Origin of the sequence: Reyranella sp. CPCC 100927, from assembly GCF_007859315.1 — a bacterium.
In the GTDB taxonomy this organism is placed as follows: Bacteria; Pseudomonadota; Alphaproteobacteria; order Reyranellales; family Reyranellaceae; genus Vineibacter.
Window position 1 is genome coordinate 142,506 of sequence record NZ_VOHA01000010.1, and the last position, 18,986, is coordinate 161,491.

Below are 18,986 nucleotides of genomic sequence, written 5' to 3' on the forward strand. Positions count from 1 at the left end.
GCGGGCGGCAGCGCGATCCGAGGGGGCGGACCGACTACCAGCGATAGTGAGCGAACGCTTTATTAGCGTCCGCCATACGGTGGGTGTCTTCGCGCTTCTTGACCGCGGCGCCACGACGGTTGGCGGCGTCCAGCAGTTCAGCCGACAGCTTGTCGACCATGCTGTTCTCCGACCGGCTGCGCGCGGCCTGGATGATCCAGCGGATCGCGAGCGCCTGACGGCGCTCCGGGCGAACCTCGACGGGAACCTGGTAGGTGGCGCCACCGACGCGGCGGGAACGAACCTCGACCGCCGGCTTCACGTTCTCGATCGCCTCGTGGAAGACCGGCAGCGGCTCCTGCTTGGCGCGCTCCTCGATGCGGTCGAGCGCACCGTAGACGATGCCTTCGGCGACCGACTTCTTGCCGTCGTACATCAGCGTGTTCATGAACTTGCTGAGCACGAGATCGCCAAACTTGGCGTCCGGGTTGATTTCGCGCTTTTCGGCGCGGCGGCGACGGGACATGACGGCTCCTACTTCGGTCGCTTGGCGCCGTACTTCGAACGACGCTGCTTGCGGTCCTTGACGCCCTGCGTATCCAGCGTGCCGCGGATGATGTGGTAGCGCACGCCCGGCAGATCCTTCACGCGGCCGCCACGGATCATGACCACCGAGTGTTCCTGCAGGTTGTGGCCCTCGCCGGGGATGTAGCTCACCACCTCGTAGCCGTTGGTCAGACGCACCTTGGCGACTTTTCGCAGTGCCGAGTTCGGCTTCTTCGGTGTCGTCGTATAGACGCGCGTGCAAACACCCCGCTTCTGCGGGCATGCCTGCATCGCCGGCACCTTGTTGCGATACACCGGAGCGACCCGCGCTCTGCGGATCAACTGGTTGATGGTGGGCATCCGTCTCCGATCCTTCGACCGACTGCCTGAAAACCTGCCGCCGACTGCCGCTCTACCCTCAGAACGGCCGTCCCTTTTCCCAACGGAAAACCGAAAGGACCAATAGCCAACGAGCGCTGGCTTTGCCCTTTCGGGTGGACGGCCTACCAGATTGGCCGAAGCAGTGTCTGTCGCGGTACCTGTCGGTCGAAACTGCGTCTAGGCTTTCGCCTACCGCCAGTCCGCCCGAAAAGTGGGCGGGTTATATGGGTCGCTTTTCACGGCGTCAAGCGGACAGGCGCAAAAATAGCGATTTTCCCGACGTTTGGCTTGACGTTCCAAGCGAGTCGCCAACTCGGCACGTATGGCAATTAAGTTACGGCAGAGAGGGGGATTCCACAAATAATAGGGCCGCCCCGTCCCCGGAGCGGCCCATATATAGTGGTCTCCATGGCGCGCCTGCGACAACGCGCCATGGTTTATCGTTGGTCTTGCTACTCCGCCGGCACCTTCTCGCGCAGCGAGCGCTCGTCGGGCTGCTCCATGGGAGCCGGCGCCGGCGCGGCGGCCGGCTGCCCCTCGATCATCTCGCGGTCGCGCTTGGCGGCGATTTCCTTCAGGCGGTTCATCACGCCACCGGTACCGGCCGGGATCAGTCGGCCGACGATGACGTTTTCCTTCAGGCCGAGCAGCGTATCGATGCGGCCCGACACGGCCGCCTCGGTCAGCACGCGGGTCGTTTCCTGGAACGACGCCGCCGAGATGAACGACTTGGTCTGCAGGCTGGCCTTCGTGATGCCCAGCAGCACCGGTTCGCCCTTGGCCGGCTTGAGCCCCTCGGCCTCGAGCTTGGCGTTGATCTCCTCGAACTCCAGCTTCTCGACCTGCTCGCCGATCAGGAACGTCGACTCGCCGGGGTCCACGATCTCGATCTTTTGCAGCATCTGACGCGCGATCGTCTCGATGTGCTTGTCGTTGATCTTCACGCCCTGCAACCGGTAGACGTCCTGGATCTCGTTGACCAGGTACTTGGCCAGCTCCTCGATGCCAAGCACGCGCAAAATGTCGTGCGGCACCGGGTTGCCGTCCATCAACAGATCGCCGCGCTCGACGTAGTCGCCCTCCTGGACACTGATGCGCTTGCCCTTGGGGATCAGGTACTCGACCGGATCGCCGCCGTCGTTGGGAACCACCAGCAGACGACGCTTGTTCTTGTAGTCCTTGCCGAATTCGACACGGCCCGGTGCCTCGCTGATGATGGCGAAGTCCTTGGGCTTGCGTGCCTCAAACAGCTCGGCCACGCGCGGCAGACCGCCGGTGATGTCGCGCGTCTTGCTGCCCTCGCGCGGGATGCGGGCGAGCACGTCGCCGGCCTTCACCGGCTGGCCGTTCTCGACCGACAGCACCGAATCGACAAGCAGGGTGTAGCGGGCTTCCTGGCCGTTGGCGAGCAGGATGGGCTTGCCCTCCGCGTCCATGATCGCGATGCGCGGACGCAGATCGCCGCCGCGCGACTGCCCCTTCCAGTCGACGACGACGCGGTTGGAAATGCCCGTCGCCTCGTCGATCACCTCGCGCATCGACGTGCCTTCGACCAGATCGACGTAGGTCGCGGTGCCGGTCTTCTCCGTGATGACCGGCAGGGTGTAGGGATCCCACTCGGCAAGCTTCTGGCCCTTGACGACCTGCACGTCGTTGTCGACCAGCAGGCGCGAGCCGTACGGCACGCGGAAGCGGGCCCGCTCGCGGTCGTTGGCGTCGATCACCACCAGTTCGGTGTTGCGGCTCATGACGATGGGCACGCCCTCGCCGTTCACGACCACATTGCGGTTCTTGACCACGACGCGACCGTCATGTGACGCCTCGACGCTCGACTGTTCGGCAGCCCGCTGGGCGGCGCCGCCGATGTGGAACGTGCGCATGGTGAGCTGCGTGCCGGGCTCGCCGATCGACTGAGCGGCGATGACGCCGACAGCCTCGCCGATATTGACCGGCGTGCCGCGCGCCAGATCGCGGCCGTAGCAGGTAGCGCAGACGCCCCACTTGGTCTCGCAGGTCAACACCGAGCGGATCCTGACCTCCTCGATGCCGGCCTTGTCGATGGCATCGACATGATCCTCCTGGATCATCTCGCCGGGCTTGACGATCAGCGTGCCGTTCAGCGGATCGACGATGTCCTCCAACGCCGAGCGGCCCAGGATGCGCTCGCTGAGCGGCTCGATCACGTCGCTGCCGTTCATCACCGCGCGCATGGCGAGCCCATGCTTGGTGCCGCAATCGACCTCGGTGATGATGCAGTCCTGTGCCACGTCGACCAGACGACGGGTGAGGTAGCCCGAGTTCGCCGTCTTGAGCGCCGTGTCGGCCAGGCCCTTGCGGGCACCGTGGGTCGAGTTGAAGTACTCGAGCACCGACAGGCCTTCCTTGAAGTTGGCGATGATCGGCGTCTCGATGATCTCGCCCGAAGGCTTGGTCATCAGGCCGCGCATGCCGGCCAGCTGCTTCATCTGCGCCGATGAGCCGCGGGCGCCGGAGTGGGCCATCATGAACACCGAGTTGATCGGCTCGCCCTTCTTCGGCGTCGAGATGCTGCGCATCATCTCTTCGGCGACCTTATCCGAACAGCGCGACCAGGCGTCGACCACCTTGTTGTACTTCTCGCCGGCGGTGATCAGGCCGTCCTGATACTGCTGCTCGTACTCCTTCACCTCCTTCTGGGTGTCGGTGACCAGCTTCTCCTTGCGCGCCGGGATGACCAGGTCATCCTTGCCGAAGGAAATGCCGGCCCGGCAGGCCTGGCCGAAGCCCAGCGCCATCAGGCGGTCGGCGAAGATCACCGTCTCCTTCTGGCCGCAGTGACGGTAGACCGTGTCGATGACGTTCTGGACGTCCTTCTTGGTCAACAGCCGATTGATCAGCGAGAACGGCACGTTGGCATGCCGCGGCAGGATCTCCGACAGCAGCATGCGACCGGGCGTGGTGCCGACCACCCGGACCACCGGGTTGCCGTTGTCATCGACGGTATGCAGGCGCGCCTTGATCTTGGTGTGCAGGGTGGCGACACCGGCCTCGAGCGCGTGCTGGATCTCGCCCATGTCGGCGAACGCCATGCCCTCGCCGGGCTCGCCGTCGCGCTCCATGGTGATGTAGTAGATGCCGAGCACGATGTCCTGCGACGGCACGATGATCGGCTTGCCGTTGGCCGGGCTGAGGATGTTGTTGGTCGACATCATCAGCACGCGGGCTTCGAGCTGGGCTTCCAGCGACAGCGGCACGTGCACCGCCATCTGGTCGCCGTCGAAGTCGGCGTTGAAGGCCGTGCAGACCAGCGGATGCAGCTGGATCGCCTTGCCTTCGATCAGCACCGGCTCGAACGCCTGGATGCCCAGGCGGTGCAGCGTCGGCGCGCGGTTCAACAGCACGGGATGCTCGCGGATGACCTCCTCGAGGATGTCCCAGACCTCCGGCCGTTCCTTCTCCACCATGCGCTTGGCCGCCTTGATGGTGTTGGCCATGCCGTAGGCCTGCAGGCGCGAGTAGATGAACGGCTTGAACAGCTCCAGCGCCATCTTCTTGGGCAGACCGCACTGGTGCAGCTTCAGCTCGGGACCGACCACGATCACCGAACGGCCCGAGTAGTCGACGCGCTTGCCCAGCAGGTTCTGACGGAAGCGGCCCTGCTTGCCCTTGAGCATGTCCGACAGCGACTTCAGCGGTCGCTTGTTGGCGCCGGTGATCACACGGCCGCGGCGGCCGTTGTCGAACAGTGCGTCGACGGCCTCCTGCAGCATGCGCTTCTCGTTGCGCACGATGATATCGGGCGCCCGCAGCTCGATCAGCCGCTTCAGACGGTTGTTACGGTTGATGACGCGGCGATAGAGGTCGTTGAGGTCCGACGTCGCGAAACGGCCACCGTCGAGCGGCACCAGCGGACGCAGTTCGGGCGGAATGACCGGCACGACCTCGAGGATCATCCACTCGGGCCGGGCACCCGACTCGACGAAGGCCTCGATCATCTTCAGCCGCTTGACCAGCTTCTTGCGCTTGGCCTCCGAGGTCGTGTCCTTGAGGTCCTCGCGCAGGGTCGTGCGCTCCTTCTCAAGGTCCATGCCGACCAGCATGTCCTTGAGCGCTTCGGCGCCGATCTTGGCCGTGAAGTTCTCTTCGCCGTGCTCGTCCTGGGCACGCATGTACTGCTCCTCGGAGAGCAGCTCGCGGTACTTCAGCGCCGTCATGCCGGGTTCGGTGACGACGTAGTTTTCGAAGTACAGGATGCGCTCGAGATCCTTCAACGTCATGTCGAGCAGCAGCCCGATGCGGCTGGGTAGCGACTTCAGGAACCAGATGTGCGCCACCGGCGAGGCAAGCTCGATGTGGCCCATGCGCTCGCGACGCACCTTGGTCAGGGTCACCTCGACGCCGCACTTCTCACAGATGATGCCGCGGAACTTCATCCGCTTGTACTTGCCGCACAGGCACTCGTAGTCCTTGATCGGGCCGAAGATGCGGGCGCAGAACAGCCCATCCCGCTCCGGCTTGAACGTGCGGTAGTTGATCGTTTCCGGCTTCTTGATCTCACCGTAGCTCCACGAGCGGATGCGCTCCGGGCTCGCGATCGCGATGCGGATATGGTCGAAGGTCTGCGGACCCGGGGGCTGTCCGAGGACATTGATCAGGTCGGTCATGGTCCGATACTCCTGACTCGTGCCGCCTGTGGCGGCGCTTGTTCCGAAAGAGGGCGAAAGAACGGGACGGCTCGGGGCCGTCCCTTAGAGGGGCTTGTGCTCGAGTTCGACGTTGAGGCCCAGCGAGCGCAGCTCCTTGACCAGAACGTTGAACGATTCGGGGATACCAGCCTCGAAGGTGTCGTCGCCGCGCACGATGGCCTCATAGACCTTCGTGCGGCCCGACACGTCGTCGGACTTCACGGTCAGCATCTCCTGCAGCGTGTAGGCGGCACCGTAGGCTTCGAGCGCCCACACCTCCATCTCACCGAAGCGCTGGCCGCCGAACTGCGCCTTACCGCCCAGCGGCTGCTGGGTGACGAGGCTGTAGGGACCGATCGAGCGGGCGTGGATCTTGTCGTCCACCAGGTGGTGCAGCTTCAGCATGTAGATGTAGCCGACCGTGACCTTGCGGGCGAAGGTCTCGCCCGTGCGGCCATCGACCAGGGTCACCTGACCAGAGCTGTCGAGACCGGCCTGCTCCAGCATCGTGACGATATCGTCCTCGCGCGCGCCATCGAACACCGGCGAGGCGAAGGGCACACCGTGGGCGAGATTGGCCGACAGCTGCACGACCTGCTCGTCGTTGAGCTCGCCGACATCGGCCTTGTAGGCCCGCTCGCCGTAGATGTCCTTGAGCCAGCGACGCAGGTCGCCTGCCTTGGCAGCACCCTCGTTCACCTGCTCGGCCAGCCGGCCGATCTTGCGGCCCAAGCCGGCCGACGCCCAGCCCAAATGGGTCTCCAGGATCTGGCCGACGTTCATGCGGCTGGGCACGCCCAGCGGATTGAGCACGATATCGACCGGCGTACCGTCCTCGAGGTACGGCATGTCCTCGGCCGGCATGATGCGCGAGATGACGCCCTTGTTGCCGTGACGGCCGGCCATCTTGTCGCCCGGCTGCAGCTTGCGCTTCACCGCGACGAAGACCTTGACCATCTTCATGACGCCTGGCGGCAGTTCGTCGCCGCGCTGCAGCTTGTCGACCTTGTTCTCGAAGCGGTCCTGCAGGCGCTTGAGCGACTCGTCGAACTGGGCGTTGAGCGCCTCGATCTGCTTCATCCGCGCGTCTTCCTTGACCGCGATCTGCCGCCACTGGCCGGGCGTGAACTCGGAGAGCACCTTCTCGGTGATCTTCGTGCCGGCCTTGGCCCCCTTCAGGCCGCCGGCCACCGTCTCACCCAGCAGCAGCTCCTGAAGCTGGCCGTAGAAGCTGCGCTCCAGGATCGCTTTTTCGTCGTCACGGTCCTTGGCCAGGCGCTCGATCTGGTCACGCTCGATGGCCAGTGCGCGCTCGTCCTTGTCGACACCACGACGGTTGAAGACGCGGACCTCGACGATGGTGCCCTGCACGCCCGGCGGCACCCGCAGCGAGGTGTCGCGCACGTCGGAAGCCTTCTCGCCGAAGATGGCGCGCAGCAGCTTCTCTTCCGGCGTCATCGGCGACTCGCCCTTGGGCGTCACCTTGCCGACCAGGATGTCACCGGCCTGCACCTCGGCACCGATATAGACGATGCCCGCCTCGTCGAGGTTGCGCAGTGCTTCCTCGCCGACGTTAGGGATGTCGCGGGTGATCTCTTCCTGGCCCAGCTTGGTGTCGCGGGCCATCACCTCGAACTCCTCGATGTGGATCGAGGTGAAGACGTCCTCGCTGACGATCCGCTCGGAGATCAGGATCGAGTCTTCGAAGTTGTAGCCGTTCCACGGCATGAACGCGACCAGCACGTTGCGGCCCAGCGCCAGTTCGCCGTTATGCGTCGACGGGCCGTCGGCGATGATCTCGCCGCGCTGCACCGTGTCGCCGACCTTCACCAGCGGCTTCTGGGTGATGCAGGTGCTCTGGTTCGAGCGCTGGAACTTCAGCAGGTTGTAGATGTCGACCGCCGGGGTGCCGGGCCCGGTATCCTCGGTGGCGCGCACCACGATACGGGTCGCGTCGACCTGATCGACGACGCCGGAGCGGCGCGCCACGATGGTGACGCCCGAGTCCCGCGCAACGATCTCTTCCATGCCGGTGCCGACCAGCGGCGCATCGGCGCGCAGCAGCGGCACGGCCTGGCGCTGCATGTTCGAGCCCATCAGGGCGCGGTTGGCGTCGTCGTTCTCAAGGAACGGGATGAGCGCCGCCGCCACCGACACAACCTGCTTGGGCGACACGTCGATGAAGTCGATGGTGTCGGGGCGAGACAGAATGTACTCGCCGCCCTTGCGGCACGAAATCAGCTCTTCGGCGAAACGGCCCCGCGCATCGAGCTCGGCATTGGCCTGGGCGATGGTGTAGCGCCCTTCCTCCATGGCCGACAAGTAGATGACCTCGTCACCGACCTTGCCGCCCGCCACCTTGCGATACGGGCTCTCGATGAAGCCGTACTGGTTGACACGGGCATAGGTGGCCAGCGAGTTGATCAGGCCGATGTTGGGACCTTCCGGCGTTTCGATCGGGCAGATGCGGCCGTAATGCGTCGGATGCACGTCGCGCACCTCGAAGCCGGCGCGCTCGCGCGTCAGACCGCCCGGACCCAGCGCCGACAGGCGGCGCTTATGCGTCACCTCGGACAGCGGATTGGTCTGGTCCATGAACTGGCTGAGCTGCGAGGAGCCGAAGAACTCGCGCACCGCCGCCGCCGCCGGCTTGGCATTGATCAGGTCGTGCGGCATCACCGTGTCGATGTCGATCGAGCTCATGCGCTCGCGGATCGCACGCTCCATGCGCAGCAGGCCGACGCGATACTGATTCTCCATCAGCTCGCCAACCGAACGCACCCGGCGGTTGCCGAGGTGGTCGATATCGTCGATCTCGCCACGGCCATCCTTGAGGTCGTGCAGCACCTTGACGACAGCGATGATGTCCTCGCGGCGCAGCACGCGCATGGTGTCGGGCACGCCCTCGAAACCCAGGCGGATGTTCATCTTGACCCGGCCGACCGCCGACAGGTCATAGCGCTCGGGATCGAACAGCAGGCCGTTGAACAGGGTCTCGGCCGTCTCGACGGTCGGCGGCTCGCCGGGGCGCATGACGCGGTAGATTTCCATCAGCGCGTCTTCGCGCGTCTGGTTCTTGTCGGCCATCAGCGTGTTGCGCAGGTAACCGCCGACGCTGACATGGTCGATCGCCAGCACTTCCAGCGTGTCGATCTTGTTTTCGGTGAAAGCCGCCAGCGTCGCTTCGGTGATCTCGTGACCGGCCTCGATATAGATCTCGCCGGTCTTCTCGTTGATCACGTCGCGCGCCGCGTACTTGCCGACCAGCTCCTCGTCGAGGACGCGGATTTCCTTCAGGCCCTGCTCGGCCAGACGGTTCAGGAGCCGCGGCGTCATCTTGGTGCCGGCATCGACCACCGGCTTGTTGGTCTTGGCATTGACCAGGTCGTGCGTCAGCTTCACGCCGCGCAGCGCATCGGCCTCGAACTCGGTCCGCCAGCCTTCCTTGTCGCGCTTGTAGGTGTGATGGCCGTAGAACGCCGACAGCACATCCTCTTGCGACAAGCCGACGGCCTCGCCCGGCTCGAGCTGCTTGCTCTTGGTCTGCAGGTCGGCCCGCTTCTTGGCCGTCTCGTCGTTATCGAGCGCCAGCAGCAGGGTCGTCACCGGCAGCTTGCGACGCCGGTCGATACGGACATGAATGAGATCCTTGGCATCGAACTCGAAGTCGAGCCACGAACCGCGATAGGGGATGATGCGGGCAGCGAACAGGTACTTGCCCGACGAATGGGTCTTGCCCTTGTCGTGGTCGAAGAACACGCCCGGCGAACGATGCATCTGCGAGACGATGACGCGCTCGGTGCCATTGACCACGAAGGTGCCGTTGGCCGTCATGAGCGGCATGTCGCCCATGTAGACGTCCTGCTCCTTGATGTCGCGGATCGAACGGGAGCCGGTCTCCTCGTCAACGTCCCACACCACCAGCTGCAGGGTGAGCTTCAGCGGCGCCGCGTAGGTGATGCCGCGCTGCTGGCATTCCTCGACGTCGTACTTGGGTTCCTCGAACTCGAACTTCACGAACTCGAGGCTGGCACGCTCGGCGAAATCCTTGATCGGGAAGACGCCGCGGAACACTTCCTGCAGGCCGGTATTGGTCCGCTTCTCCGGCGGCACATGCATCTGCAGGAACTGATCGTACGAACTCTTCTGGACTTCGATCAGGTTCGGCATCGGCGCCGCAGCGGCGATGCGGCCGAACGGGCGACGAATCCGGGTACGGGCGTTGAACGACGTGGCCATGCTCTTCCTCGGCATTTCGCGAGAGGGCGAGGCGGACAAACCCGACTGCTGTCTCGGAACCGGCGATCCGCTAAGCCGCCAATCCCATCCGTTGCAGAGGGCCACTTGACGGGACCGGCGGCTGAACGGCGCCGGTCCGATGAAGGGGCCCATCCGGAGCCGGCGATGCCGGCTCCGGATGGAAGAACGCTTACTTCAGCTCGACCTTGGCGCCTTCGGCCTCGAGCTTCGCCTTCATCTTGTCGGCGTCGGCCTTCGGCACGGCTTCCTTGACCGCCTTCGGGGCGGCCTCGACCAGGTCCTTGGCTTCCTTGAGGCCGAGGCCGGTCAGCTCGCGCACGACCTTGATGACGTTGATCTTCTTGTCGCCGGCAGCGGCGAGCACGACGGTGAACTCGTCCTTCTGCTCGGCGGCAGCCGGCGCCGCAGCGGCAGGCCCGGCGACGGCGACCGGCGCGGCAGCCGAGACGCCCCACTTCTCTTCCAGCAGCTTGGAGAGCTGCGCCGCCTCGATGACGGTCAGCGCCGAGAGCTGGTCGACGATCTGTTCCAGATTAGCAGCCATTGTCTTTCTCCGAATGTCCCGATGTTTACGTTGGCGAACGGCTTACGCCGCCTGGCCGGAAGAGTCCTTGGCTCCGTACGCGCCCATGACGCGCGCAAGCTGGCCGGCCGGCGCCTGAACGACACCAGCGATGCGGGTCGCCGGCGTCTGCAACAGCGCCAGCAGCTTGGCCCGCAGTTCGTCGAGCGACGGCAGCGACGCCAGCTGCTTGACGCCATCGGCGTCCAGCGTCTGGCCGTTCAGCGAGCCGCCGACGATGGTCAGCTTCTCGTTGTCCTTGGCGAAGGCAGCAACCGCCTTGGCCGCAGCAACCGGATCCGTGGATGAGGCGATCGCGGTCGGACCCGTCAAAAACGAGCCGATGTCCTTGAACGCCGTCCCTTCCAAAGCGAGACGGGTGAGCCGGTTCTTCGATACCTTGTAGCTGGCGCCCGCTGCCCGCACCTTGCGGCGCAGGTCAGAAACTTCCGCCACTGTCAGACCCGACTGGCGTGTGACCACCAGCAGGTTGATATCGGCGAAGCTCTTGTTCAGCGAAGCGATCAGCTCTGCTTTCTCAGAGCGGTTCACTTGACGTCTCCGAACGTGGTCCGATCTGCCGAAACAAATCGGACCGACCACACAAGAACCGCCCCTCGGTTCCGCGGGGATGTCCCGCGGTCTCGGGCACGGCCCGGTTTCCCATCCCGGAAGACCGGGCTCGGAGGGGGGCTGGCCACCTCGTCATCCGTTCCACCGTCTGCGCAGGCGGGTTGCCCCTTTAAGCCGCACCCGAAGGTGTGGCGCCGGCGGTCTCGGACAGGTCGGAAGCCACCTCCGGGGAGGAGGCTCCCATTGACCGGCGGGCGAACCTGCCGGCCAAATTCGTCAGAGCAAAAGCCCCCTGGGCTCAGCCCTGCAGGGTCGCGACGTCGAGCTTGACGCCGGGTCCCATGGTCGAACTGATCGACACCTTCTGTATGAAGGTGCCCTTGGCGCCGGTCGGCTTGGCGCGGCTGATCGCGCCAACGAACGCCTTGACGTTCTCCGCGATCGCCTGCTCGCTGAAGCTCGCCTTGCCGACGCCGGCATGCACGATGCCCGCCTTTTCGGCGCGGAACTCGACCTGACCGGCCTTGGCAGCCTTGACCGCCGTTGCGACGTCAGGGGTTACGGTGCCCAGCTTCGGGTTCGGCATCAGGCCGCGCGGACCCAGAACCTTACCGAGGCGACCGACGATGCCCATCATATCCGGCGTCGCAATGCAGCGGTCGAAGTTCATCTCGCCGCCGGTGATCTTCTCGGCCAGATCCTCGGCACCGACGATGTCGGCACCGGCGGCCTTGGCGGCCTCGGCCTTGTCGCCGCGCGCGAACACCGCAACGCGCAGCGTCTTGCCGGTGCCGTTGGGCAGCTCGACGACGCCGCGCACCATCTGGTCGGCATGGCGCGGATCGATGCCGAGATTCATCGCGATCTCGATGGTCTCGTCGAACTTCGCCTTGGCGCCGGCCTTGACCAGCTTGACGGCGTCGGTCAGGCCATAGGCCTTCCCCTGTTCGACTCCTTCGCTCGCCTTGCGGAAGCGCTTGCCCTTGGTCGCCATGGCCTTACTCCACCACCTGGACGCCCATCGAGCGGGCCGAACCCTTCAGCATGCTGACGGCAGCCTCGACGGTCCCGCAGTTGAGATCCGGCATCTTTTCCTTGGCGATCTCTTCGAGCTGCTTCACCGTGACCTTGCCCACGATCTGGGTGCCAACGGTCTTGGCGCCCTTCTCGATGCCCGCCGCCTTCATGATGAAGTAGCTGTTGGGCGGGCTCTTGGTGACGAACGTGAAGCTGCGGTCCTGGAAGACAGTGATCACGACCGGGATCGGCATCCCCGGCTCCAGCTTCTGGGTCCGGGCGTTGAACTGCTTGCAGAACTCCATGATGTTGACGCCCTGCTGACCGAGCGCAGGCCCGATCGGCGGCGACGGGTTGGCCTTGCCAGCCGGCACCTGCAGCTTGACATAGGCCTGGATCTTTTTAGCCATTCACGAACCCTCCTACCCTGTGGATGGGCGCGCGGTACGGCCATGGCGAGCCTCCCGCACGTTGGACAGCCACCGTAGCAGCTGCCGCGTCAAGCCCGTCAAGTCCTTGATACATCAAGGAATTAGCGTATGCCCGACAACAAAACCGAAAGGCCGGCAGATGCGCCAGCCTTTCGGGAGCGCGCCTCCTACCACAAACCGGCTGATTTGCAAGCTTTTTAAGCGTCACTTCCGGCAGGGAACCTAGACCTTGTCGACCTGGCCGTAGTCGAGCTCGACCGGCGTGGCGCGGCCGAAAATCGACACCGAGACCTTGAGACGCTGCTTTTCCTCGTCGATTTCCTCGACTGTACCGTTGAACGAGGCGAACGGGCCGTCGGAGACCTTCACCTGCTCGCCGATCTCGAACATCACCGAGGGCTTGGGCCGCTCGATCCCTTCCTGGACCTGCTTGAGAATGCGGCCGGCCTCGGCATCGGTGATCGGCACCGGCCGCCCGGCCTTGCCGCCGCCGAGGAAACCCGTGACTTTCGGCGTGTTCTTCACCAGATGCCACGTTTCGTCGGTCAACTCCATGCGCGCCAGCACGTAGCCGGGGAAGAACTTCCGCTCGGCATTGACCTTGGCCCCGCGGCGCAACTCGACGACCTCTTCGGTCGGCACCAGCACGTCCGGGATCAGGGGGGTCATGCCCTTCTTTTCGGCCTGCTCCCGGATCGACTGGGCGACCTTGTTCTCAAAACCGGAATAGGCATGCACCACGTACCAACGGAGCGCCATGGTCAGATCAACCTCAGCAGGGACTGGACGACGACAGCGATGATCTTGTCGACCAGAAGGAAAAAGATTGCAGCGATAGTGACAAAGATGAACACCATCCCGGTGGTCACCATCGTCTCACGCCGGCCGGCCCAGGTGATTTTCCCGGCCTCCTGACGGACTTCACGGACGAACTCGACGGGGTTTTTCATATGTCCAAAGGGGTTGGCGGGGACTGATCCCGCTGGAACTGGCGGGCTTCCTAACGATGCGACCCGCGAAAGTCCAGATCCCCGTCACGGGGCCGCCGCCGCCGGGGCAGCGCCGCACCCACCCCCAGGCAGGCATTCAGGACGGTTGAACGGTGGCAGGAGTGGAGGGACTCGAACCCCCGGCCCTCGGTTTTGGAGACCGATGCTCTACCAACTGAGCTACACTCCTACGGCGCCGCCATCCCTATCATCGGATGGCGGCGCGTTACAGTCTTACTTGACGATTTTGGTGACGACGCCGGCGCCGACGGTGCGGCCGCCCTCGCGGATGGCGAAGCGCAGGCCTTCGTCCATCGCGATCGGCTGGATCAGCTCGACCTGCATCCGCGCGTTGTCGCCCGGCATCACCATCTCCGTGCCCTCGGGCAGCGTGCACACGCCCGTCACGTCCGTCGTCCGGAAGTAGAACTGCGGACGGTAGTTCGTGAAGAACGGCGTGTGCCGGCCACCCTCTTCCTTCGTCAGGATGTACGCCTCGGCATGGAACTGCGTGTGCGGCGTGATCGAGCCCGGGCGCGCCAGAACCTGGCCCCGCTCCACGTCCTCGCGCTTCGTGCCGCGCAGCAGCGCACCGATGTTGTCCCCGGCCTCGCCCTGGTCCAGCAGCTTCCGGAACATCTCAACGCCCGTCACTACCGTCTTCACCGTGTCCTTCAGGCCGACGATCTCGATCTCCTCGCCCACCTTCACGATCCCACGCTCGACGCGGCCCGTCACCACCGTCCCGCGGCCCGAAATCGAGAACACGTCCTCGATCGGCATCAGGAACGGCTTGTCCTTGTCGCGAACCGGCTGCGGGATGTACGCATCTACCGCTTCCATCAGCTTCAGCACCGACTGCTCGCCGATCTCCGGCTGCTTGTCATCCAGCGCGCACAGTGCCGAACCCCGGATCACCGGGATATCGTCCCCAGGGAACTGGTACGACGACAGCAGCTCGCGAACCTCCAGCTCCACAAGGTCCAGAAGCTCGGGGTCGTCGACCATGTCGACCTTGTTCATGTACACGACCAGCGCCGGCACACCCACCTGGCGCGCCAGCAGGATGTGCTCCCGCGTCTGCGGCATCGGGCCGTCCGCCGCCGACACCACCAGGATCGCTCCGTCCATCTGCGCCGCGCCCGTGATCATGTTCTTCACGTAGTCCGCGTGACCGGGGCAGTCCACGTGCGCGTAGTGACGGTTCGTCGTCTCGTACTCTACGTGCGCCGTCGAGATCGTGATCCCGCGCTCACGCTCCTCCGGCGCCTTGTCGATCTGATCGTACGCCGTGAACGTCGCGCCGCCCGTCTTCGCCAGGATCTTCGTGATCGCCGCCGTCAGCGATGTCTTCCCGTGGTCGACGTGCCCGATCGTCCCGATGTTGCAGTGCGGCTTGTTCCGCTCGAATTTGCTCTTCGACATGGTCTGGTGCCTCGATCAGATCACGGCCGGCGGCCGCTTTATCCCTGCTGGACGGTATTGCCGCGGATTGGAGCGGGTGATGGGAATCGAACCCACGTAGCCAGCTTGGAAGGCTGGAGCTCTACCATTGAGCTACACCCGCAATCCCGATCCGCCAGCCGGCCTGCTGTGGGGATCGTGGTGGAGGGGGAAGGATTCGAACCTTCGTAGGTGTAAACCGGCTGATTTACAGTCAGCTGCCATTGACCGCTCGGCCACCCCTCCGACGCTACGACACCACGCTACGCACCGGCCGTCCGGCCGGCGCGGGATACAGCAAATCCAACGGCTTGCGTCAAGATAAAGACACCGCTCCAGCAAACGATCCTGACGAAAAGTCACCGCCCGTCGATTTGCCAAGCCAGTCGATGCCCCCTATATGGCGCCGCCATGCGTCAATCCAAGGACCAAACCGGCCATCGCAATCGCGGGCCGCACCGCGCACACCCGGCCGCCGGCCCCCATCACCCGCCCCGCCGCGACGCGCCGCGGGGCCCAGGCGGCGGCCAGGTCTGGATCTACGGCCGCCATCCCGTGCTGGCGGCGCTGGCCAACCCGGAGCGTCGCGTCTTTCGCCTGCTGCTGACCCAGGATGCCGCCGATCGCGCGACGAGCAACCTTGCCGGCCTGGCCCACCCGCCGCCACAGGCCGAGATCGTCCCGCGCGAGCGGATCGCCGAGCGTGTGCCGGCCGGTGCGGTACACCAGGGCTTCCTGGCGGCTGTCGCTCCTCTGCCTGACGCGGCGCTGGAAGACATTATGGCGGCGGCTGGCGAGCAGGCTCTGGTGCTCGCGCTTGACCAGGTCACCGACCCCCACAATGTCGGCGCCATCCTGCGCTCGGCCGAGGCCTTCGGAGCGGCAGGCGTCGTGGTGACGGAGCGTCACGCGCCGGAAGAAACCGGGACCCTTGCCAAGGCAGCGTCGGGGGCTCTGGAACGCGTTCCATTGGTGCGGGTCGTCAACCTGTCGCGCGCGCTCGATCAGCTCAAACAAGCAGGTTTCTGGGTCCTGGGTCTCGATGAACGTGCCGAACAGACTCTCGCCGGCGCCAACGTCGCCGGCCGCCTGGTACTGGCGCTCGGCGCTGAAGGAGAAGGCTTGCGTCGGCTGACGCAGGAGCGCTGCGACCTCACCGTGCGCCTGCCGATGAAGGGCGCAATGCCCAGCCTCAATGTTTCCAACGCGGCAGCGATCTCGCTTTATGAACTCAGCCGAAAGAATGAACAAACAGGGACTTAACCCGCTGGTCTGCCATAGCGGTCGCGGAATGGAATTTCTTCGATGCAGCAACCGGTTGTAGTGACGGTTGCCCTAGCCGAGTTGGATCGGTACACATCGGTCCAAGGGTCGCTTGCCGGGTTAGCTCAGCGGTAGAGCAGCGGTTTTGTAAACCGTTGGTCGGGGGTTCAAATCCCTCACCCGGCACCACGCTCCGCGTCTCCAGCGGATGCCGCAAAGCCGCGAGGACGCTCCTAATCGTGCCGGATGCCAAGAAATACCGTGTTGCCTACCTGGTGACCCACCCCATCCAGTACCAGGCACCACTGCTGCAGCTGATCAACAACGATCCCGATATCTACCTGAAGGCGTTCTTCGCCTCGGACTTCTCGGCCCGTCACTTCGTCGATCCCGAGTTCGGCCAGAAGATTGTCTGGGACGTGCCTTTGCTCGACGGCTACGAGCACGAGGTGCTGCCCACCCTGCCCGGTTTGCGCTATCCCGGCGACGCTCACTTCGACTCCTGGCGGCCGTTCAGCGTCGGCCTGCGTCACCGACTGCGTGCCGGTCGCTTCGATGCGTTGTGGATTCATGGCTACGCCCGCGTGCCGCATCTGTGGGCCATGATCGCGGCCCGCAGCGCTGGCGTGCGCGTGCTGCTGCGTGACGAAACCAGCGCGCTCGGCCGGTCGACCAGCCGGACACGGCACAGCGCCAAACGAGCCCTGTTCACGCTGATCGACCGGCAGGTCGATGCCTATCTCACCATCGGGTCGATGAACGAGCGTCACCTGCTCGACCTGGGCATCGATGCGCGCAAGTTTTTCCGCGTCTGCTATGCTGTCGATAACACTTGGTTTCAGGCCCGCGCCGCCGATGCCCGACCACATCGGGAAGCATTACAGGCGGAACTGGGGCTGCCGCCCGGCCGGCCCATTGCGCTCTATGCCGCCAAACTGATCGATCGCAAGGCGCCGCTTGAACTCATCCAGGCCTTTAGCCGCGCCATGTCGGACATCCCGGCATCGCAACGCCCGATCCTGCTGATGGCCGGCGATGGCGACTTGCGGCCACAAGTTGAAGTCGCCATCGCGGCACTGGGCGTGTCAGAGTCGATCCGTCTGCTGGGCTTCCAGTCGCAGCAGCGGCTGGCTGCACTCTATGACCTGTGCGATGTGTTCGCGCTGCCATCGGCGCATGAAACCTGGGGCCTGGTGGTTAACGAAGTAATGAACGCAGGCAAGCCGGTGATCGCCAGCGATCGCGTCGGCGCCGCCCGGGATTTGATCCAGGATGGCGTCAACGGTTTCGTGTACCCGTTCGGTGACACCGAAGCGCTGGCCCAGTGCCTGCGCAAGACACTGACCGACCGCAACCGCCTGGCCAGCATGGGCATCGAAAGTCGCCGAATGATCGACACGTGGAGTTTCGACCAGAACCTGGCTGGCCTGAAGACCGCGCTGGCCGCGACCGTGGGCGTGCGGTGACCCTGCAAGCGCACCGCCACTCCCGGCCCTGGCCAGCGGCCTCCACCGGCTCAGCGCCATAACTGATACCCGAAGGCAATTGCACCATCGCAACCGCCACAGGGGCAGCAATCGTCCCTTGGCATCGCGATACGCTCCGGCCGACGTGGTATAGTCCGCCATCATGCCGCAACGTCGTCTGCTGATCGCACACCCCGGTGCTACATCGCTGCTCTATCCCCTGGTTGCGTTGCTGCAACGAATGGCATTCGACGTCAGCTTCGAAACCTCGTTCTATGCGCGCCCCGGCGATGCATTCGACCGTATTGCACGCGCCTTGCCACGCCAGCTGCGTTCGCGCGCCGAACGGGAATTAGGGCGGCGGCGGCATCCGGATATCGCGCCACGCGGGATCGTAACGCATCCGCTCCCGGAACTGGTGCATGTGTTGGCATCGCGCACGACGTCGCCAGCTCTGGTGTCGTCGCTGCTGCGCTGGCGCAACGCCCGGTTCGACCGGCTGGTGGCAGCCCGTATCCGCCGCGAACGCCCACACATCTTCATCGGTTTCGACGGCTCCTGCGAGCAGTCGCTGCGGGCGTGCCAGGAGACAGGCACGGTTTCCTTGTTGTTCCAGGCCATCGGCCATCTGCGCAGCGGCCTGCGCATCCTCGAAGAGGAAAGGCGCTTGCACCCCGAATTCGCCACGACGCCACTGGGCGACACGAGCGAGGGTTGGATCGAGCGCAACACGCGCGAGGCGCTGTTGGCCGATCGTGTGATCGTGCCGTCGGACTACGTACGCGAAACCCTCGCCGACAATGGCCGCGCCCCGGCGACGATCGACCTGCTGCCCTACCCGGTAGACACAGAGCGGTTCACGCCGGCCACCGCGCCGCGCCCTCCCGCTCCGCTGCGCGCGCTCTTCGTGGGCCAGGTCGGCATGCGCAAAGGTGTCAAATACATCCTTGAGGCTGCCAAGCTGCTGGACCGCCACGATATCCAGATCGTCCTGGTTGGCGGGATTGTCGACGGCACCGAGTGGTTACAGCCCTATCACGGCCGCTACCGCCACATCGCCAACGTACCGCACGCGGAGATGCCAGCGATCTTTCGCGATGCCGACATCTTCGTCTTCCCTTCGCTGCATGAGGGTTCGGCGATGGCGATCAACGAAGCGTTGGCCAGTGGCCTGCCGGTGATCGTCACGCCCAATGCGGGTGCCGTGGCGCGCGACGGCATCGAGGGGTTCGTGGTGCCGATCCGTGACGCTGCCGCCGTCGCCGATCGCATGGCGCGGCTGGCGGATGACCCGGCGCTGCGGCAACGCATGGCGCGCGCCGCACGCGGTCGTGCCCAGGCGCACGATGCGACAGCCTACTCCCGAAACCTCGCGGCACTGCTCGATCGGCTACCGCTTCCGTCACGGTAGC

Annotated in this window: 14 protein-coding genes and 4 tRNA genes; 4 read left to right on the forward strand and 14 right to left on the reverse strand. The window is 64.9% G+C overall.

Annotation, left to right across the window (positions count from 1 at the left end):
• Positions 1–34 precede the first annotated feature (34 nt).
• The 14 genes from rpsG to FQU96_RS24915 form a co-directional block, all read right to left on the reverse strand.
• Positions 35–505, reverse strand: a complete 471-nt coding sequence (rpsG, locus tag FQU96_RS24850) for a 30S ribosomal protein S7 (RefSeq protein WP_146544052.1) — start codon at positions 503–505, stop codon at positions 35–37.
• Positions 506–513: 8 nt separating this feature from the next.
• Entirely contained in the window at positions 514–885 is a 372-nt protein-coding gene (gene rpsL, locus FQU96_RS24855) for a 30S ribosomal protein S12 (protein ID WP_146544053.1), read from the reverse strand.
• Positions 886–1,358: 473 nt separating this feature from the next.
• Positions 1,359–5,549 carry a DNA-directed RNA polymerase subunit beta' gene (rpoC, locus tag FQU96_RS24860; RefSeq protein ID WP_146544054.1) on the reverse strand — a complete coding sequence of 1,397 codons (4,191 nt, stop codon included), beginning with the start codon at positions 5,547–5,549 and terminating at the stop codon, positions 1,359–1,361.
• Between the two features lie 84 nt (positions 5,550–5,633).
• Positions 5,634–9,809 carry a DNA-directed RNA polymerase subunit beta gene (gene rpoB, locus FQU96_RS24865; protein WP_146544055.1) on the reverse strand — a complete coding sequence of 1,392 codons (4,176 nt, stop codon included), beginning with the start codon at positions 9,807–9,809 and terminating at the stop codon, positions 5,634–5,636.
• A gap of 190 nt (positions 9,810–9,999) precedes the next feature.
• Positions 10,000–10,374, reverse strand: a complete 375-nt coding sequence (rplL, locus tag FQU96_RS24870) for a 50S ribosomal protein L7/L12 (RefSeq protein WP_146544056.1) — start codon at positions 10,372–10,374, stop codon at positions 10,000–10,002.
• Between the two features lie 42 nt (positions 10,375–10,416).
• Positions 10,417–10,944 (reverse strand): 50S ribosomal protein L10, encoded by a 528-nt coding sequence (gene rplJ, locus FQU96_RS24875; RefSeq protein WP_146544057.1) that lies wholly within the window; start codon positions 10,942–10,944, stop codon positions 10,417–10,419.
• Positions 10,945–11,263: 319 nt separating this feature from the next.
• A complete protein-coding gene (gene rplA / locus FQU96_RS24880) occupies positions 11,264–11,959 on the reverse strand; it encodes a 50S ribosomal protein L1 (protein ID WP_146544058.1) in 696 nt (231 codons plus the stop codon).
• Between the two features lie 4 nt (positions 11,960–11,963).
• The gene (rplK, locus tag FQU96_RS24885; RefSeq protein ID WP_146544059.1) at positions 11,964–12,392 is read right to left on the reverse strand and encodes a 50S ribosomal protein L11; all 429 of its coding nucleotides are present in this window, start codon (positions 12,390–12,392) and stop codon (positions 11,964–11,966) included.
• Between the two features lie 243 nt (positions 12,393–12,635).
• Positions 12,636–13,172 (reverse strand): transcription termination/antitermination protein NusG, encoded by a 537-nt coding sequence (gene nusG / locus FQU96_RS24890; RefSeq protein WP_146544060.1) that lies wholly within the window; start codon positions 13,170–13,172, stop codon positions 12,636–12,638.
• A gap of 2 nt (positions 13,173–13,174) precedes the next feature.
• Positions 13,175–13,363 carry a preprotein translocase subunit SecE gene (secE, locus tag FQU96_RS24895; protein WP_146544061.1) on the reverse strand — a complete coding sequence of 63 codons (189 nt, stop codon included), beginning with the start codon at positions 13,361–13,363 and terminating at the stop codon, positions 13,175–13,177.
• Between the two features lie 153 nt (positions 13,364–13,516).
• Positions 13,517–13,592: transfer RNA gene (locus FQU96_RS24900), tRNA-Trp, on the reverse strand.
• 44 nt (positions 13,593–13,636) lie between these two features.
• Positions 13,637–14,827 carry an elongation factor Tu gene (tuf, locus tag FQU96_RS24905; protein ID WP_146544050.1) on the reverse strand — a complete coding sequence of 397 codons (1,191 nt, stop codon included), beginning with the start codon at positions 14,825–14,827 and terminating at the stop codon, positions 13,637–13,639.
• A 68-nt stretch (positions 14,828–14,895) separates the two neighbouring features.
• Positions 14,896–14,969: transfer RNA gene (locus tag FQU96_RS24910), tRNA-Gly, on the reverse strand.
• Between the two features lie 36 nt (positions 14,970–15,005).
• Positions 15,006–15,091, reverse strand: a tRNA-Tyr gene (locus tag FQU96_RS24915).
• Positions 15,092–15,400: 309 nt separating this feature from the next.
• Here FQU96_RS24915 and rlmB point away from each other — a divergent pair.
• From rlmB to FQU96_RS24935, 4 genes are all read left to right on the forward strand, one after another.
• Positions 15,401–16,108: a 23S rRNA (guanosine(2251)-2'-O)-methyltransferase RlmB gene (rlmB, locus tag FQU96_RS24920; RefSeq protein WP_370461390.1), complete on the forward strand. Its 708-nt coding sequence runs from the start codon at positions 15,401–15,403 to the stop codon at positions 16,106–16,108.
• Positions 16,109–16,222: 114 nt separating this feature from the next.
• Positions 16,223–16,297, forward strand: a tRNA-Thr gene (locus FQU96_RS24925).
• A 50-nt stretch (positions 16,298–16,347) separates the two neighbouring features.
• Positions 16,348–17,574: a glycosyltransferase family 4 protein gene (locus tag FQU96_RS24930; RefSeq protein WP_146544063.1), complete on the forward strand. Its 1,227-nt coding sequence runs from the start codon at positions 16,348–16,350 to the stop codon at positions 17,572–17,574.
• Between the two features lie 163 nt (positions 17,575–17,737).
• Positions 17,738–18,985 carry a glycosyltransferase family 4 protein gene (locus FQU96_RS24935; protein WP_146544064.1) on the forward strand — a complete coding sequence of 416 codons (1,248 nt, stop codon included), beginning with the start codon at positions 17,738–17,740 and terminating at the stop codon, positions 18,983–18,985.
• Position 18,986 lies beyond the last annotated feature (1 nt).

Bases quoted from the DNA above. Each gene is read 5' to 3' on its own strand.
- secE (WP_146544061.1), bottom strand. From the start codon at position 13,363: ATGAAAAACCCCGTCGAGTTCGTCCGTGAAGTCCGTCAGGAGGCCGGG.
- rplK (WP_146544059.1), bottom strand. From the start codon at position 12,392: ATGGCTAAAAAGATCCAGGCCTATGTCAAGCTGCAGGTGCCGGCTGGC.
- rplL (WP_146544056.1), bottom strand. From the start codon at position 10,374: ATGGCTGCTAATCTGGAACAGATCGTCGACCAGCTCTCGGCGCTGACC.
- rpoC (WP_146544054.1), bottom strand. From the start codon at position 5,549: ATGACCGACCTGATCAATGTCCTCGGACAGCCCCCGGGTCCGCAGACC.
- rpsG (WP_146544052.1), bottom strand. From the start codon at position 505: ATGTCCCGTCGCCGCCGCGCCGAAAAGCGCGAAATCAACCCGGACGCC.
- rpoB (WP_146544055.1), bottom strand. From the start codon at position 9,809: ATGGCCACGTCGTTCAACGCCCGTACCCGGATTCGTCGCCCGTTCGGC.
- nusG (WP_146544060.1), bottom strand. From the start codon at position 13,172: ATGGCGCTCCGTTGGTACGTGGTGCATGCCTATTCCGGTTTTGAGAAC.
- rpsL (WP_146544053.1), bottom strand. From the start codon at position 885: ATGCCCACCATCAACCAGTTGATCCGCAGAGCGCGGGTCGCTCCGGTG.
- FQU96_RS24935 (WP_146544064.1), top strand. From the start codon at position 17,738: ATGCCGCAACGTCGTCTGCTGATCGCACACCCCGGTGCTACATCGCTG.
- tuf (WP_146544050.1), bottom strand. From the start codon at position 14,827: ATGTCGAAGAGCAAATTCGAGCGGAACAAGCCGCACTGCAACATCGGG.
- rplA (WP_146544058.1), bottom strand. From the start codon at position 11,959: ATGGCGACCAAGGGCAAGCGCTTCCGCAAGGCGAGCGAAGGAGTCGAA.